Annotated in this window: 14 protein-coding genes; 5 read left to right on the forward strand and 9 right to left on the reverse strand. The window is 61.2% G+C overall.

What is annotated here, in order from left to right; translation table 11 throughout:
* The first annotated feature begins 15 nt into the window (after positions 1-15).
* Entirely contained in the window at positions 16-1,023 is a 1,008-nt protein-coding gene (locus tag FXN63_RS13430) for an SDR family oxidoreductase (protein ID WP_148815598.1), read from the forward strand.
* 99 nt (positions 1,024-1,122) lie between these two features.
* Here the strand turns inward: FXN63_RS13430 and FXN63_RS13435 are convergent, their stop codons facing one another.
* The 9 genes from FXN63_RS13435 to FXN63_RS13475 all read right to left on the reverse strand — a co-directional run bounded on the left by FXN63_RS13435 (position 1,123) and on the right by FXN63_RS13475 (position 12,711).
* Positions 1,123-2,280, reverse strand: coding sequence for a Wadjet anti-phage system protein JetD domain-containing protein (locus FXN63_RS13435; RefSeq protein ID WP_148815600.1), 1,158 nt, complete (start codon positions 2,278-2,280; stop codon positions 1,123-1,125).
* Positions 2,277-5,942, reverse strand: a complete 3,666-nt coding sequence (locus FXN63_RS13440) for an SbcC/MukB-like Walker B domain-containing protein (RefSeq protein WP_148815602.1) — start codon at positions 5,940-5,942, stop codon at positions 2,277-2,279. The genes FXN63_RS13435 and FXN63_RS13440 overlap by 4 nt, the downstream gene beginning before the upstream one ends.
* Positions 5,939-6,619: a DUF4194 domain-containing protein gene (locus FXN63_RS13445; protein WP_148815604.1), complete on the reverse strand. Its 681-nt coding sequence runs from the start codon at positions 6,617-6,619 to the stop codon at positions 5,939-5,941. Before FXN63_RS13445 ends, FXN63_RS13440 begins: the two co-directional genes overlap by 4 nt.
* Positions 6,616-8,064 (reverse strand): Wadjet anti-phage system protein JetA family protein, encoded by a 1,449-nt coding sequence (locus tag FXN63_RS13450; protein ID WP_148815606.1) that lies wholly within the window; start codon positions 8,062-8,064, stop codon positions 6,616-6,618. Before FXN63_RS13450 ends, FXN63_RS13445 begins: the two co-directional genes overlap by 4 nt.
* 190 nt (positions 8,065-8,254) lie before the next feature.
* Entirely contained in the window at positions 8,255-9,067 is an 813-nt protein-coding gene (locus tag FXN63_RS13455; RefSeq protein WP_281290877.1) for an amino acid ABC transporter ATP-binding protein, read from the reverse strand.
* Positions 9,067-9,993, reverse strand: coding sequence for an amino acid ABC transporter permease (locus tag FXN63_RS13460; RefSeq protein WP_148815610.1), 927 nt, complete (start codon positions 9,991-9,993; stop codon positions 9,067-9,069). The genes FXN63_RS13455 and FXN63_RS13460 overlap by 1 nt, the downstream gene beginning before the upstream one ends.
* Entirely contained in the window at positions 9,990-10,889 is a 900-nt protein-coding gene (locus tag FXN63_RS13465; RefSeq protein ID WP_148815612.1) for an ABC transporter substrate-binding protein, read from the reverse strand. Before FXN63_RS13465 ends, FXN63_RS13460 begins: the two co-directional genes overlap by 4 nt.
* 10 nt (positions 10,890-10,899) lie before the next feature.
* Complete coding sequence (locus FXN63_RS13470; RefSeq protein WP_187394891.1) at positions 10,900-11,712, reverse strand: deaminated glutathione amidase; 813 nt, start codon at positions 11,710-11,712, stop codon at positions 10,900-10,902.
* Positions 11,713-11,751: 39 nt separating this feature from the next.
* Positions 11,752-12,711 (reverse strand): substrate-binding domain-containing protein, encoded by a 960-nt coding sequence (locus FXN63_RS13475; RefSeq protein WP_148815614.1) that lies wholly within the window; start codon positions 12,709-12,711, stop codon positions 11,752-11,754.
* Between the two features lie 119 nt (positions 12,712-12,830).
* On the opposite strand from FXN63_RS13475, the gene FXN63_RS13480 reads away from it, so the two are divergent.
* From FXN63_RS13480 to FXN63_RS13495, 4 genes are all read left to right on the forward strand, one after another.
* Entirely contained in the window at positions 12,831-14,171 is a 1,341-nt protein-coding gene (locus FXN63_RS13480) for an aminotransferase class I/II-fold pyridoxal phosphate-dependent enzyme (RefSeq protein ID WP_148815616.1), read from the forward strand.
* A gap of 275 nt (positions 14,172-14,446) precedes the next feature.
* Positions 14,447-15,259 (forward strand): GIY-YIG nuclease family protein, encoded by an 813-nt coding sequence (locus FXN63_RS13485; RefSeq protein ID WP_148815618.1) that lies wholly within the window; start codon positions 14,447-14,449, stop codon positions 15,257-15,259.
* A gap of 100 nt (positions 15,260-15,359) precedes the next feature.
* The gene (locus FXN63_RS13490; RefSeq protein ID WP_148815620.1) at positions 15,360-15,851 is read left to right on the forward strand and encodes an arsenate reductase ArsC; all 492 of its coding nucleotides are present in this window, start codon (positions 15,360-15,362) and stop codon (positions 15,849-15,851) included.
* A gap of 196 nt (positions 15,852-16,047) precedes the next feature.
* Entirely contained in the window at positions 16,048-16,953 is a 906-nt protein-coding gene (locus FXN63_RS13495) for a DMT family transporter (RefSeq protein WP_148815622.1), read from the forward strand.
* The last annotated feature ends 6 nt before the right edge of the window (positions 16,954-16,959 follow it).

Here is a 16,959-nt window from a genome sequence, read left to right on the forward strand (position 1 = left end):
TCAGGAGATTCAACGATGTCGATCAATCCCATTTTGTTAGTTGGCGGCTCCGGTACTGTCGGTCAATGGACCGCGCGTTTGCTGCGCCAGGCGCATCCAGACGTGCCCTTGTTGATTGGCGGCCGCGATTTGGCGAAGGCTGAAGCAGTCGCCAAAGAAGTAGGCGGTGCCGAAGGCGTTGTCATCGATTTGCGTGCCAGCGACCTGGGTTTGGGCGAGCGCGCAGTCAGTGCCGTAGCCGTGCTGTTCATGGATGAACGGACAGCAAGCTTGCGCTTTGCGCAGTCGCGCGGCGTGCCGCATATCAGCATCTCGCCGGGCATCATCGAGATGGGGCCGGAAGTTGCCGCCTATATACATAGCCCGACGGTCGCACCGGTGGTCTTGGGCACCGAGTGGCTGGTGGGCGCAACCACGATCCCGACGCTTGAATTCGCCAAAACCTTCAGTCGCGTGGACGAGATTGCCGTCGGTGCCCTGCTGGACGAAGAAGATGCCTGGGGACCCGCCGCAGACGCAGACCTGGAACGCCAGACCAAGACCTTGCCGGCCGCATTGGCCCGCCAGGATGGTGCGTATGTCTGGCGTGTTGGCGACGATGCCAAGACCGAGTTTCGGGCGGCGGATGGCACCACGATGGCGGCATCGGCGTTCTCCGTTTACGACGTCGTAGGCCTGGCCACGGCAACCGGCGCGCCGAATGTTCGTTTCAGTCTTGCCCTTGGCATGAGTTCGACGCGACGCCGTGGTGAGCCGATGTCGACCGAAATCATCATTGAACTGTCGGGCGTGGACTATGCCGGCAAAGCGCTTCGCACCCGTCACGCAGTCGTGCATCCCGAAGGACAAATGCCCTTGACCGGGCTTGGCGTGGCAATGGTGTTGGAACGGCTGACCGGGCTCGACGGCAAGACGCCGAGCCCGGCTGGGCTTTATTTCCCGTATCAGCTGTTGGACCCAGCCGCCTACTTTGCCCGCTTGAAACAGATCGGCGGGGTGATCTTGCCGCTTGATGCGGCTTGATCCTGGCGGCGATCTGGGGATTGTTTGATCACCCATCAAATGGGGCACCCGCGCTGATATCGTTCACAAACGCTGGCTGTCGCTCAAACGGTCTCTTGCTCAAGACAGCAAGTTGAAGGCTTCCTGATCGACAAATTTTTGCGCTTTGTCGATCGCAGGAAGCAATACTTGGTCAGCATATGCGCAACCCGTGTGCTGGATTCGCTTCTGCCCGGTTTTGTCAGCTGCTTCCGGGTGATGGCCATGCCCTTCCTCCAGATGACGAAGCATGGGCGCATACCCCGCCTTCCAAGACTGGATTTGGGGGAAGCTTGCGCGCATGGCGGCCAGAATTCGCATGCCCGCGTAGTCCAGATCGCCCCAGAACCACGTTGGTGCGGCGTCGGCGGAAGTAGATGTCAGAAGCCAATTTTCAAAACGATCTGATACCGGGGTATCTTTCGTGCCGAACTGCGAATAGAACAAAGAGCAGGTGTCCAGGCTGCGCAATCGTTTGGCACTTCCTTTGAACCCTGATGCGTAGACAAGTGCCAAGCGGGAAAAACTTGGGGAATGTGAGCGTAGGGCGCGTTCAAAAGTGACTTGGTTCTCGATGAACAACACCTCGCTGTAATTGCTGGGTAGATAAACCTGCAATTGAACCGGTGACGCTGGAAATGGGCATTCCTCTTCGCCCAGCACGGCAGCGACCAACGCCTGACGCTTGTCCAGAACTTTGGACATCCCCCAAAACAGCTTGGCGGAAACCTCTCTCAACAGCAGCTGCTCGGCTGCAATCGCATGCAGCAGGTTCAGTCGCTGCACGATGTCGTCCGTTGAGCGTTCAGGAATATCAATGCAGTAGCCAGCCGCGACGGCTTTGCCCGCGTCGGACGTATCAAGAATACGTTCCACCGCATCTTTCCATTTCTCAGCGCTCGACTTCACTCGAAACGGGCGCTTTGCAGCAACTCGTAGCTGGTTTTCGTCAAGCACCACGACTCTGGGTTTCAGGTCGTAGCCAGAAACCTTGGTGGCTGCAGACGCCGGCGTGACGGACAGCCATCCCCGCCGGCACATGTCACGGAAATGCGCCCAAAGTTCTTCCTTGCGCGATTCCCGATCTGCACGATAAAGCGCAGGCCACGTCTTGTCGTTCAAGGCCACGGACTGCGCGCGTGCGCTTCCCCGTAGCTCCGCTTTTTCAAGATGTGCCACAAGGTTCAGCAGCAGCGCTTGTACCTCAGAAGTATCAAGCCACCAAGGCTGGTCGCTCATGACGTGGCAGCAACCTGAGCCGACTCAGGGGTTGGCTCAACGACTGATGCGTCCTCCGGCTCAGCCGCATCAAACAACAACTTAGCCTGCCGCCGCGCATCTTCCCGTTCCTGCGCCCACAATTCCCGCATCTTGTCCGACCGCAATTCCCGCTCGTCGCAATCCAGCACGAAGTCCAGCTCGCCGTTGGCGTCTACGTTCGCCCGCGAATAGCTGTATTCGCGCGTGAATTCTGGCCGCAAGCCGCCTGCCGAGCGCGTAGGCATCGCGCTCATCACCTGCAATCCCAGACCATCCCGCAGGAAACCCAGCACCGCACGGGCACGCGGTTCATCCATTTTCGAGAAGGATTCATCGCTGACCAGCAGCTTCAGGCTGGGGCCTTTCTCGAAGAACTTCAGACGGTTGGTGACGACCGCAGCGCGTACCAGGTAAGCCGGCGTTTCCAGCTGACCGCCGGAACCCGTGCCCCAGGTGGACAGCGCGATCTTGCCGCCGCTGTCGGACTCGTTCCAGATCTCATACCTGCGGTAATTGCGGTAATCGGCAATACGCAGCAGGTCGCGAGATGCGCGGTCCTGGTCAGTGTCCAGCAGCAGTTTGACCAGGCGGTCGCGGACTTCGACTTCCTTGGTGGTCAGGTCCGAACCGTCGAACAAGTCCACGGTTTCCGCCGAATCTGCCATCTCGGCCACGGCCTTGAAGAAGCCGTAGTATTCCTCGAATTCCGGTTCCCACTTCGACCAGTCAATGCTGAAGCGGTCTGATCCGAATTTCAGGCGGGACAGTTCGCCGTTCAGCTGCCGCAAAGACCGAATGCCGTCATCCACCTTGGTCTTGATCTCGACGCAGAACTGTTTAGTGAACACGTCGTGGAAAGACCGTTCGGCGTTGTCCAGTTCGTTGCGGTTGCGATAAAGCCCCAGGCTGTCCAGGTCGGCATGCAGTTTGGTGACGGCACGGCCCAGGGTGGCGACCGGTTCGTAGTATGGGTCGAAGGCGGTGGCGTCGTAGAAGTGTGGCAGTGCCACCGGGAAGCGTTCTTCCTGGCGGGCGTAGTTGTTGTAGTCGGACAGCAGGTCGCGCACTTCGCCCAGGTGTTTGTCGGGCAAGGTTTTGTAGCGCATGACGTCGCGCTCGACGCTGGCCAGGTCAGTGCCGGCAAGGGTTGCCAGGCGTTCGCATTCGTCCGACAAGACGGTGTAGGTCTTTTCTGGGTTGACCCGGCACAGGTGCTCCAGGCGTTGCAGTTGCTGGGTCAGGGCGGCCAACTGCCCTTCCCTGCGGCTGCCCAGGCGGCCAATCGCGACCTCAGCATCGGCGATGCGTTGGCGGGCCAAGGTGGCGGCCGAGTCTGCCTGGCGAATGGCGTCGTCGTGGGCACGCACCTGGGCTTCGAGCGCGTCCAGGCTGGCTTGCAGTTCTTCGATTTCGCTCAGGTCCAGCTGTGACAGCGATCGACGGGCGTGGTCGATGTCGCTGGCGTGCTCGGTCAGCGCCTGGGCGTCGAACACGGGCTCGCGCAAGATGGCCAGGCTGCGTTTGACCGCAGACAGGTCGTCTTGCAGGCGGCTCAGGCGGTCGACTTCCTGTTCGGCTGCCGCCAGTTGTTCCTGGGCAGCAGACAAGGCGCGTTCACGCGCGGCCCGGCCCAGCACGAGCTTGCTTTTCTCGTTGTGGAACATGGTGCGGCTGCCGCTGCCTTTGCCGTCCAGCATCAGGCCGCGAGCCGTGCGGCGCAGCTGCTGCACGCTAGACACCTTCACCACCGGGCCGAACATGTCGATCAGGTAGGCCTCGGCCACCGGATGATCGGTTTTCAGTTCGTGGATGATGGAATCGGGCGGTACGCGGGCGGCATCGGCTTTTGCCATGCACTCTGCGCCCTGAACGACCTTGGCACGAATGCGAGCGTCGTGCAGGAATTCGATGGCAGCAGCCTCGAATTCGGGTTTGACGATCAGGTTGAAGCGCGCGCCGGCAATGTAGGACTCAATCGCCGCCTGCCATTCTTCCGACAGGGGTTCGATCAGGTCGCACAGCACTTGTACGTGAGCGTCGGGCAGACGCTCGCGCATGCGATCCACGGCGCGGGCCACGTCGGGCGGGTAGTCGCCACCGCCGCCTGCCAGGCGTGCTTTGCGCTCGGCGAGTTCCGTCACTGCACCTTGTGCGCTGACGATTTTCGCGTCCAGCCCGGCACCTTCTGCCGAAATGGCCGCGGCCACGCTGTCCACCGGGCCTGCCAGGGCGCGATACACGGCTTCAATGCCGGTGTTGGCCCCTTCAAAGGCTTGTGGCAGGCGCAGCAGTTTGTCGACGTTGGGCGTGTCTTCGGCAAGCGTGTCGCTGACAGCATCACGCAGGTCGGACAGGCGGTCGAAGGACGTGCCGGCAATGGCTTGGGCAACGGCTTCCACCGAGGCTTTCAAACGCGGGAATTGTTCGGGAATCGGCTTGCCCAGCAGTTGCTTGGCAGCGTGATCCAGGTGGGCCGCACCGATCAGGGACTTTGCCAAGCCCTCCAGCGTGGCCTTGGCACCGCTGGTGGCACGGGCCAGCGTCTGTTCCAGGCGTGATTTTTCACCGTGAGCCGGAATGCCGCGCAGCCGCGCGCTCAGGTCGATACGGCTGCGGTCCACACCTTCACGAATGGTGGTTTCGGCCTTGGCCTGCGCCGTGTACTGCTCAGCCAGGCTAGTGTCGTCCTTGATCTTCTGGCGGGCGGCGGCAATACGTTCGTCGTCGCCTTGCACTTGCACCTTGGCCAGCGCCAGGTCGTGCACCACCTGCTGTTCGTAGGCGTGCGTCGTCTCGCCAATCGCACGCTTCAGCTTGTCCAGGCGCTTGACAGCGGCATCCAGGCGTTGACCTTCGTGCTTCAGATTGGTCACCTGGCGCATCAGGTCGCTGATGCGGGTAATGCTTTCCTGCAACTGCTTGCCATCGAATTCCAGGATGTCGTCACGTACCAGTTCGTGCACTGAACCGATGGCCCGATACGCAATCGACTGGGTCCAGGCGCGCGCGGCGTGCTGGGTTTCATCCCAGGTGACAGACGTGCGGCCACGGAATCGGCCGTACAAGGCGCACAGGTAGTCTTTCTTGTGGCCGTCGTAATTGGTGACCTTGGGATATTTGCGTTTCAGGCGTTTGACGATCTCGTCGGCGGCGACCCATTCGCCGGCTTCCGCGTCTTTCAGGAAATCGTCCACGCTGAGCGCGACTTCGTCCACGATCAGCATTTCCATGCGTTCAAGCTTGGGCACGCGACGGTCGCCCACGCCTTCCACGCGCGCCGCAATGGCAATCACCGCAGTGAACGCCTTGGCCGTGTCTTCGCCTTCGCTGGGGCGAAACACCGCTGCCAAGTAACCATGCGCGCCATCGGGCCGCGAAAACTTGCTGTATTCAGCCCCCACCACAAACGATTCCAGCGTGCGTTTGGTCTTGCCGCGTCGCTGCCCTTGCTGGACTTCGTCTTGCCCGGGGTTGTAGGCCACAATGCCTGCGTAGGCAGCAGTCATCAAGGTTTGCAGGCCGTCGAGCATGGTCGACTTGCCGGAGCCGGTCGGACCCGTCAGTAAGGTCATGTCGCCAATGTCGTAATCACCGTGGCGCAACTGACCCCAATTCACCAATACCAGTCGGTCGAGTTTCATCGTGTGCCCTCCTGGTCCGCGTCCAGTTCAGTTTCCGGTTCGATCACGCCATCGGCGTCCAGCGCAGCGCTCAACGCTTCGTTGCTGACCACGCCCAGAATGGTCGGGCGGATCGACAGCAAGGCGTCTTCGTCGGTGATCGAGAAGGTGGACGAATACCCAAGCAGGCGGTGGCGGCGCAGTTCCGACAATAAGGTCAGCTTGTCAGTGGTGCTGGACGGCAGCGGCCGCTTCAACTGGGTTTGCAGCGTGACGGCCAATTCCTCGAAGCCGATCAAGGCATCGCCCTGGGGTTGGATGTCGCCGTTGTTCAACTTGTTCTGATACAGGAAACGCAGGGCAAGCGCGGCTGCCACGAAGTCGGTGGACACGCGGGCACGCAAGGATGGCACCGGCTCGTACACGTCTTCAGCCAGGCCATCGACAATCGCGCCCGGCGGATACAACCGGAAGAACTGATTGTTGGTGTCGTGATGCAGCAGGAAACCGGCAACGTCGAAGTATTCGTCCAGCAGGCTTTCCACACGACGGGCATCGTCGTAGAACTGCTGTTCGGTCTTGTCCTCGTCGCGCACCACAATGCCGTAGGCCAGCAGGCGCGCAACCAGTTCGCGAAATCGTTCGGGTTTGATATTGGCGACCAGCAACTGGTCACGCACAAAGGCAGAGATGCTCATTTTTTGAAGTCGATTTCGTAGTCGGTGCCGCTGTAGAACGTGTTGGCTAGGCGAATGGGCAGCCTGCGGGCTACCAGGTCGCCAGCAGCGCTGTTGCGCGCAGCTTCCACGGCCTGCATGGCGCGCAGCACTTCGCGGGCGGTGCCGGTGGGCAATGACGACAGTTTCAGCGGATGGCGGAACAGGCGCAGGTCTTCGCGCAGGGTTTCGGCGATCAATTCGTTGGGAATCGAGAACACCTCGGTTTCTGCCCGCATCATGGCCGCGCGCAGCTTGGATTCGCGGCTGGGACGCGGCTGCATGGACACCGTCACGGCGCGACGGCGCTGGGTGGCGGTACGCAGGCGGAAGCTGGCTGGGTCCAGCACACGCACTTCGGCGGCGGTGATCTGTTCGCCAATGGCGGTCAGCAAGCGGTCTTGGCGTTCGCGTGAACTTTCCGCGACACGTTGGATGGCGCTCAGGTAGGCGTGCCGATTCTGCCCTGCGCGCAGCATCATCGACTGCAAGGCCAGGCCGTTCACACGCTTCAGATAGGTTTCCATGGCTTTCAGGAAACCGGGCTGGCGAGATTCACAGGCGGCATCGACAATGTCTTCAATGCGGCCCAACATCCAGTCGTACAGCGAGGGGCCGTTGAATTCACCGACCGCCCAGTGGGCAATGTCGTGCAATTGCGCATCCACCCGCGACAGCTTGGCGTCGGACACCGCCCGCAGCTTTTCCAGCTTCTGGCGAATCGCCTGGCGGTTCAGCGTGGCGTTGTCGGCAGTCAATTGCTTGGCGTAGTCGCGCTGGAAACGGTCCAGAAATTCCACGAATTCGTCCCACTGCGTATGCAGCGAAGCAGTCTGCATCAGCTTGCGGACCAGGTCCTGGAAGTAGTCGATACCTTCACTCAGGTCGTCCAGCACCTTTTCGGCGTATTCGAAGGCGTCAACAATGTCGTGCGCGTCACCCCGGTCCGACAGCGCAGCTTCCAGCGCATTGCGGCAACCGCGCATGTTGCGTTGCCGGCTGCGGCTGGGCCGGTCCAGCGCCCACAGCGCTTCGGCAAACAGTTTGCCGGCGCGCGTGAAGCGAAATGCCGTGATCAGGCCATTGCGATCTGGGAAGGTTTCGATCCAGGCGTCGTCCAGCAGCACCCGCACCACGACGGTGGTCAGTTGCTGTGGGTCATCCAGTGCAGCGGAATCCAGGTCGTCGACCCCTACCCCGCTTGACAGCGATGCCGGGTCGAGTTCTGCCTGGTATTGACGAACGACCGGCAGCAGCAAGTCCCGCAGGGCTTCGCGGGTCAAGTTCTGGTGCTGGTCGGCCGAGGGGCTGTGCAGGCGCTGGTACAGCGCGCGCAGGCAACCCGCCACGAGTTCGCGGCGGGTGCTGTTCAGCGGTCGGAAAAAGCGTTGACGTTCGCCCTCGAAAAATACCGGGAGCCTGGTCATGCTTTCCGTACAGCCATGCTGGCGGCCGTGATCTGGACTGACGGCCGGACTGTCTTGCGCCGGGAGGCCGGCACGAGACCGACGACTTCCGTCTTGAATTTGATTCGACTCACAGGTTTTTCGCCTTCTTGCGGGTTGCCTTTATATTGCCCCCGGGCGGTCCCTGCAAGTGCCAAATCGGATCAGGATGTCAGATGAAGCGGCTCAGGAAGGCCCGGGTTCGTGCATGTTGCGGATTTCCCAGCACTTCGTCCGGGGTTCCCGCTTCGACCACCACCCCACCGTCCATGAACACCACGCGGTCGGCTGCTTCCTTCGCAAAACCGATTTCGTGGGTCACAACGATCATGGTCAGGCCTTGTTCGGCCAGATCGCGCATGGTGGACAACACTTCGCCCACCAATTCCGGGTCCAGCGCGCTGGTTGGCTCGTCAAACAGCATCAGTTTGGGTTTGATCGCCAGGGCACGCGCGATCGACACCCGTTGCTGCTGCCCGCCCGACAACTGACGCGGATACGCATGGGCTTTTTCGCGCAGGCCCACCCGTTCCAGCAGTTCCATGGCATAGGCCTCCGCGTCGGCACGTTTCTGCTTGTGCACGCCAACCGGGGCTTCCGTGATGTTCTGCAGCACCGTCAGGTGCGGATACAGGTTGAACTGCTGAAACACCATGCCGATGTGGCTGCGCTGTTGCGCAAGCTTGGCGGGCGACAAAGTGTGCAGTTGCCCGTTGCGCAAGGCGTAGCCTACCTGTTCTTCACCCACCACGATGGAACCACTGTCCATGGTTTCCAGGTGGTTGATGCAGCGCAGGAAAGTAGACTTCCCCGAGCCCGACGGCCCAAGAATCACCACCACTTCACCGTGCTTGACATCCATGTCGATGCCTTTCAGCACCTCATTGTCGCCGAAGCGCTTGTGTACGCCGCGCGCGCGCACCAGCACCTGCGGATTTGGCTGCACTACCGTCTGCACCACCGGCGTAATCGGCTGTGCGCTCATCATGCTTTCTCCTGGGGGGCGGCAGCCGGATCTACCCGGCGAACAGATGCGCCGAGTTCACCCCGTGCGTAATACTTTTCAATGGCAGACTGGCCCACGTTCAGCAAAGACGTGATCAGTAGGTACCACAGCACCGACACCATCAGCAGTGGAATGATCTCGAAGGTGCGGTTGTAGACGGCTTGCACCGAATACAGCAGGTCGCCCATAGCGATCACACTGACCAGCGAGGTTGCCTTGATCATGCTGATCAATTGGTTGCCCGTCGGCGGCACGATGGCCCGCATGGCTTGCGGAATGACAATGCGGCGCAGCGCACGGCTGCGTGTCATGCCGAAGGCCATCGCGGTTTCGGTCTGGCGCGAATCCACCGACAACAGGCCGCCACGAATGATTTCCGCCATGTAGGCCGCTTCGTTCAAGGCCAGGCCGGCAATGGCTGCCGTCAGCGGGGTGATCAGGTCGTTGGTGTTCCAGGTACCGAAGCTGGGGCCGAACGGAATGCCCAGCGAGATCTTCGGGAACAGGGTCGACATGTTGTACCAGAAGATCAACTGCACCAGCAGCGGCGTCCCCCGGAAGAACCAGATGTACAGGCCCGCCAGTTTGCGCGCCAACATGTTGTCCGACAGGCGCATCACGGCCAGCACCAGGCCGATGGCAACCCCCAGCACCATTGAGATGACCGTCAGACCAAGCGTGACGCTCAGTCCTTTCATGATCGACGCCTCGGTAAACCAGGCGGCTACCACGTGCCATTCAAAGTTCTTGTTGTGCGCAACGACCCAGGTGGCGTCAAAGGCGAGCGCGATGACCGCAATCCATGCCAGCCAACGTCCGATGGCAAGCGGACGTTTGGCATGTGCAACGTCACGCGGATCGTGACGGGCCCCGGCAACCGGGGTCGGGTGTGCGCTGGCGCTCATTGCGGTGCTTTGCCAGCGAGGTTGATGCCAGGCGTCTTCAGCATGTTGTCCTTAAGACCCCACTTCAACATGATGGCTTCATAGGTGCCGTTGGCATACAGCTTCTGCAGACCTTCCAGCAGAATCGGGCCAAGCGGCGAGCCTTTTGCCACCACGGCACCTTGATACAGATCCTGGAAGCCGTTTTTCTGACCCACTGCTGCCAGTTCCAGCGCGCCGTTGGTCTGGCCGACGAAGTACGTGAGCGGAGCTTGCGACGAGAAGAACGCGTCCGAACGCTGCGAGCGCACGGCCAGAATGGAGGTCGGCTGGTCAGCGAAAGACTGAACGGTGATGGCCGGCTTGCCCTTTTCCGTGCAGTTGATGGCCTGCTGCTTGATCACTTTTTCAGCCGAACCACCCGACATCACGGCGATACGGTGGCCGCAGGTGTCGTCCAGGCTCTTGATTCCCTTGGGATTGCCCTGCTGCACCGCAAAGACCACGTATTCCTGCACGTAGTCGATGAAGTCATTGGCAGCCTGACGGTCCGGGAAGTCGCCGGTCGGGCCCATGCCGAACTGATAGCGGCCGGACTTGATGCCGATCAGCAGGCCCGACAGGCCGCCGACGGTTTCATGCTTGATGGTGATGCCCAGGATTTCGCCCAGTGCTTGCGCCATGTCGGCGCTGGCACCGGTCAGCGTGCGCGTGTCGCTGACGATGTCATAGGGCGGGAACGAGCCATTGTTGGCGGCTGTCATGAAACCCGCGTCCAGAATGTCTTTTGGCAGCTTGGCACGCAGCGCCGGGTCAAGCTGCTGCGTGGGGATCTTGGCCGCGTCGGCGGCCCAGGCGGATGTGGCGGCGAGTGCTGCGCCGAGCACAAGGGCTTGCGCGATCTGGGTCAGTTTCATCACAGTTTCCTTAGGCTTCGTGGGCAGCGTCGTCGCGCAGCTCGGGGCGGGCGAAACGGCGGTTCTGGAGGGACGGCAACACCTTGCGGGCGTGGGCAATGCGGGCAGGATCGATGTCTGCGAACAGCAGCGTGGGCGCTTCGGCCGCACGGACAACAGCTACGCCCAGCGGGTCAACGACCAGGCTGCCGCCGATGTTGCGTTCGCCGCATTCGCCAACGGCCACCATGTAGCAGGTGTTTTCCAGCGCACGGGCGGTGCATAGCACGTCCCAGTGCATTTCCTTCAGCGGACCCTTGACCCAGGCAGCGGGCAGCACCAGCACATCGGCACCATCGTGGGCCAGACGGCGTGCCAGTTCCGGGAAACGCACGTCGTAGCAGGTCATCAGGCCGATCTTCAGACCGCCTACGTCCACCAGCGGCGGAACAGCCGGGCCGGGAATCACGTTGACCGACTCTTTCATCATGAACGCGTCGTACAGGTGCAGCTTCAGGTATTGGGCAATGATCTGGCCGTCGCGAATGGCGATCAGGTTGTTCCAGACACGACCATCGGGTGCGGGGTTGTGAACGCACATCATGGTTGTCATGTCGTTGCCACGGCTGACTTCCAGCAGGCGGGTGACGAACGGGCCATCGAGCGGCTGGGCCGACTTGCGCACCAGATCCGGGTCGGTGATGTCACGGGCCAGGATGCCTTCGGGCAGCACCAGCAATTGCGCGCCACCGGCCCTCGCCTGTTCCATCAGGCGCACGCAGGTGTCGGCGTTCTCTTCCCAGACGCGGGCCACCGCGAACTGTCCCAACGCTACTTTCAACATGTGTGATGTCCCCTCTATTTATAGTGATATTGAATCTGATCAGCGCGCCGCGAAGTGCGGGAACAGGTCGGCGGGCGACAGGCAGCGATCGGTGATCTGCTGCGCATACAGTTCGTGGCCGAAGTCGGCCACCATCGGCAGGTTGATGGCAAAACCGTTGTCGTTCCAGCCTGCTGGCAGGTCGCTTGCGGTCTGGCGCAGTTCGTCGATGATCCACGGCGTGGTGTCGGCGTACTTTTCGCGTTTGGCCAGCCACATGCGGCTGGATTCATCCAGCAACTCGCTCAGCGCTTCGGGCAACCAGGGGTGTTCGGCCACGATCTCGGGCTTGATGCCCAGGACGTGAATGCCAGGCACGTAGCCCACGGCCTTGAAATACGCCACTTCGGTTTCGCGGCAGTTTGGCAGCAACTGGCGCAGGCCGGAACCGGCATCGAAGAAACCCTTGGGCATGAACGGGGTGAACACCGCGTCCAGATCGCCGCTGTGCAAGGCGTCGACCAGGGGCTGCTCGTTGGGCATGGCCATGATGCGACCCGGCCGGCCAAAGCCGCCCAGGCGATCGGTGATCGGATGATCTTCAGTCAAACGGCCCACGTACCAGTCCACATCTTCCAGACCGATGTTCTCGCGGCTGAGAATGGCACGCGTCCAGGTGTTGCCGGAATCTTGCCAACCCGTCATGCCGATGCGCTTGCCAGCCAGGTGGTCAATGCGGGTCAGCGGGCTGTTGGCGGCGGTGATGATGCAGCGATGGCGGAAGGCGCGCATCAGGAAGTGCGGCACGCCGACCAGTGATTCGTCGCCGCGTGCACGGGCTTGGGCATAGCGGCTGAACGACACTTCGCCTGCGTCGTAGCGGTCGTCGGAAGCCAGGTCTTCCGGCAAGGTGCCGACCCGGTGCACGTCGAGATTGAAGCGTTCGCTGCGTACATCGCCCAGCGCCAAGGGGACGATGTAGTCCCAGTCGCGAACGGCCAAACGTAGGGTGAAACTCACGTTGATGATTCCGGAAAGTGGCTGCCACGACACGGGCAATGCGCGGCCAGTAATCAAATCGTAATTGTTCAATTATCGTCGTACAATCACATCTTTGTTATCGAACAAAGTTTTTTTCCATGAGCATTGACCTGCCGATAGCTTGGTACGCCGAGCGCCTGCAAGACCGCACGACGCGGGGCATTGCCCTGGAAACCACCGCGCTGATCCGGTCGGGTGCCATCCCGATCGGCACCCGCCTGCCCGCCGTTCGTGACCTGGCGGCGGTGCTCGATGTCAGCCCGGCCACGATCTCTGCCGCATGGAGCCAGCTGCGCCGCTTCAAGGTAATTTCGGGCACCGGCCGCAATGGGGTGTGGGTGTGCGGCGATCAGGTGTCGCTGCGCCCCGTGCGCTTCGAGACCATCGGCGACTTCGGTGGTCGCATCGTGGCCGACCTGACCTACGCCACGCCCGACCCTGCCCTGCTGCCGCCTTTGGCCGATGCGCTCGCCGCTGCCGCCAAGACCCCGGATCTGAACAGCTACCATCGCGTTCCCATTACCGATCGGCTGAAGGAAAGCGCGCTGGCTCGCTGGCCGTATCAGCCGGAATCGCTATTGGCCGTCAATGGCGGTTTTGAAGGTGTCTACGCGACTTTGCAGACGCTGGTGATGCCTGGCACAGTGGTCGCGATTGAACAACCTTCGTCCTTGCGACTGCTGGATATCCTGGACAGCCTGGGTGCACAGGTGCTGCCGGTGCAGTGCGACGAAGATGGCCCGATGCCCGATGCCTTGCGTGCCGCGTTAAGGCAGAAAGCGTCCATCTTCCTGTATCAGCCACGCACCCATTCGATTACGGCAACGGTGGTTTCTGCTGAGCGCATGGCTGCGCTTGCCGACGTGCTGCAAAAGAGCACAACCATCGTGATCGAGGACGATGGCGTAGGGGATATCTCACGTTTTCCGTCGATCAGTCTGGGCAAGTGGTTCCCGGAACGGACGGTGCATATCGTGTCCTATTCGAAGACCTTGGGGCCTGACCTGCGCGTGGCGGTGTTGTCGGGGCCAGAAAAAATCGTGCGCGAGATCCGCGCGTATCGGAACTTCGGTGCCGGCTGGACCAGCCGGGTGATGCAGGACGCCACAGCCTGGTTGTTGGACGACCCGCAGACCGGGCAGCTCGTGGAGCAGGCCCGGAACATCTATGCAGCCCGTCGCGGGGCCTTGGTCGATGCGCTGCAAGCGCGCGGCATGACAACGGCAGGTAAGGATGGGTTGTGCGTGTGGGTACACGTGCCGTCCGAGCAGTTTGCGCTCGTCACCATGGCGGCACGCGGCATTGCGGTGTATCCGGGGTCGCTTTGTTCGGTCAACAACGACACGCAGCATATTCGTATCGCAACAAGCCTGCTGACCGAGCACGTGGACGTGGTGGCCGAGGCGTTGGCGCTGTGTCAGACGGGGCGTGGCATCTGACGTGCGGGGTTGAATCAGGGAGTTCGAATCAGGGGGCCGGGATTCGACAAATGCATGCGGAAATACGGGCGGATAACTGATCCATATGCATATAACCCACCCTTAAATACGCCCAATATCGTCTATTTGGATGAGTATGGCACGCTAGCCGCATTCGGAAAACCGAGCTAGCATCCCGCGCTGGGACAACGTCGTCCCGCCGACGCGTGTGACCGCAGTATTTGTGGCGCACGCGATCGTTCCGGCACGTGGCCGGGATGCCCGGAGACCGCCCAATGCTTGTATTCGATCTTGTCCGCCTGATGGACCCGGATGTCACGCCGGACAACACCAAAGTGCACCTGGCTGCCTGGAATGGCTCTGAAGACCCGCTTCAGGTGTATTTCCAGGGGCAGTTCGATGATTGGCAGGCCTGGCAGACCCAGCGCAACTTCGATCAGCCCTACGTGCTGTCGCTGATCAAGATGCCAGAACAGGATCGCTGGCTGTATGCCGGCGTGTACGCATCCGGCGGTTATGACACCTTGGACGATGGGCAGCACTTCAAATACCGCCTGAAGCCGGTAAAAGCCTGCGCCGAGATGGCCGGCCGGCTGATGGCCAACTTCACCCGCCCTGGGCGACAGTCCTATCTGGAAGCCGCCGACTACGACCAGGACATTCTGGTGCACGAGCTGCGGCCAGAACGCATTCACATGGCCGAGTTTCCGGGCTTCAAGAAGGTGGATCTGGCCTATCGCGATCTGAATATCCTGGTTCGTCAGAATTCCACGTCATGGCGTGTGGCACTGTCCAATGTCGCGGGTGTCTATCTGGTGTCCGACCCCGAAGCGGGCAGACTGTACATCGGCAGCGCGCATGGCGAAGGCGGCATCTGGTCGCAGTGGAGCCGCTTCATTCACGGCAGCGGCGACGACGAAGAATTGATGAATGTGATTGCCGAGCTGGGTGCGGAACGTGCCCGCCTGTTCCGCTTTTCCATTCTGGAAATTGCCGACATGCATGCCAGCCCCGAAGACGTGCTGGACCGCGAGGCGCACTGGAAAGGCGTGCTGCTGTTTCACGGGCATGGGTATCGGACGGGGTGAGCGTGCACAGGCATGCGAAGAAAGTCGAATTTCCGAAATCTTCCGGTCACCGGCGTAGTTCACGCTTGCGGATCGCGATAACCGAATCTTTGAGACTTCGATGACTTCTGCCTACAACGTATTGTTCATCTGCACTGCCAATTCCGCACGTTCGATCATGGCCGAAGGCTTGCTCAACAGCCTGGGTGGCGGCCGCTTCCAGGCCTTTTCTGCCGGCAGTTTCCCCAAGGGCAGCGTCCACCCACTGGCACTGGCGACCCTGGAGCAAATGGGATTGCCCACCGACGGTTATCGAAGCAAGAGCTGGGAAGAGTTTGCAGAACCCGGCGCGCCGGAATTGGATTTCATCTTCACGGTATGCGATGACGCAGCCGGCGAGGTTTGCCCGGTCTGGCCTGGTGAGCCGATCTCGGCACACTGGGAGGTACTTGATCCGGTCAGAGTCGACAGCAGCGAAGCGGCACAGAGCAAGGCTTTCCTGGAAGCTGCAGTCGTGCTGAAGCGTCGCATCGAACTGTTGGTGTCACTGCCGGAAGCGCATCTGGACGCGATTTCGATTCATCAGCATCTGCACGACATCGGCAAACAATAAGCCAGCAGCAATCCATCGGCGGTCCACAAGACACCCCGCCGATAAACCTGTCTGACCAAACCCAGACCTGGCACTAACCCTTATTCGATGCAGGTGTCCCAGAATCGACACCTGCACCGATGCGGTGCGCAGTATCATTTCGAGGCTTTCTGATGCGGCACCAGACCGGTCCGCGCGGCTTGGCGCTTCCTCGGCAATGAACTCCCCTTCTCTTACTATTCGCGGCGGTCTAGACCGCGTCGCGCTGGCCGGCATCGGCTTGATGCTGCTCGGCTATTTCATGTTTTCTCTGAACGATGCCATGGGCAAATGGCTGGTCACCGGTTATTCGGTTGCCCAGGTGCTGCTGGTTCGTTCGATCGGTGCATTTCTGCTGATTACGCCGGCGCTGCTGCGCCAGCCTGCCGGAACACTGTGGCGGCTTGAGCGCCCTGGCCTGCAAGGCTTGCGCGCATTGATGGCTACCTTGGATACCTTGCTGTTTTACAGCGCAACGGTGTACATGCCGCTTGCCGACGTAATGACTTTCTACATGGCCGGGCCAATCTATATGGCAGCCATGTCACACCTGTTCCTGGGCGAGCGGCTGAGTTCCCGCCAGTGGCTGGCCATTGGGCTGGGGTTCATCGGCGTGGTGATTGCGTTGCGGCCGTCTTCCGCCGCGTTTTCCTGGGCCAGCCTGATTGCCTTGGTCGGCAGCGTGTCGTTCTCGGTGTCGCTGATTCTGGGGCGACGCCTGCGCAGCACGGCCGACCCGGTATTGGCGGGCTGGCAAACCATCGCTGCGCTGGCGTCAGCTGCTGGTTTGCTGATCGGCAACTGGGTGTTTGGCGATGTGGTTCCGGGGCGTTGGGTTGCCACTGACTGGCATGCCCTGGGCGCAATGCTGTTGTTGGGCTGCGTGGCCTGCGCCGCACACCTGATGATGACCCGCGCGCTGAAGACGCTGCCCGCATCTACCCTGGCTCCGCTGCAATACACCTTGCTGCTGTGGGCGGTGATCTTCGGGTATCTGTTCTTTGGCGATCTGCCCGATCTGCAACTGGTGATCGGCTGCTCGGTGATCGTGGTGGCGGGTGCCTTGCTGCTCCGGCGACGTTGATTGCGG

The sequence above is a fragment of the Pigmentiphaga aceris genome, from assembly GCF_008119665.1.
Classification (GTDB): domain Bacteria; phylum Pseudomonadota; class Gammaproteobacteria; order Burkholderiales; family Burkholderiaceae_B; genus Pigmentiphaga; species Pigmentiphaga aceris.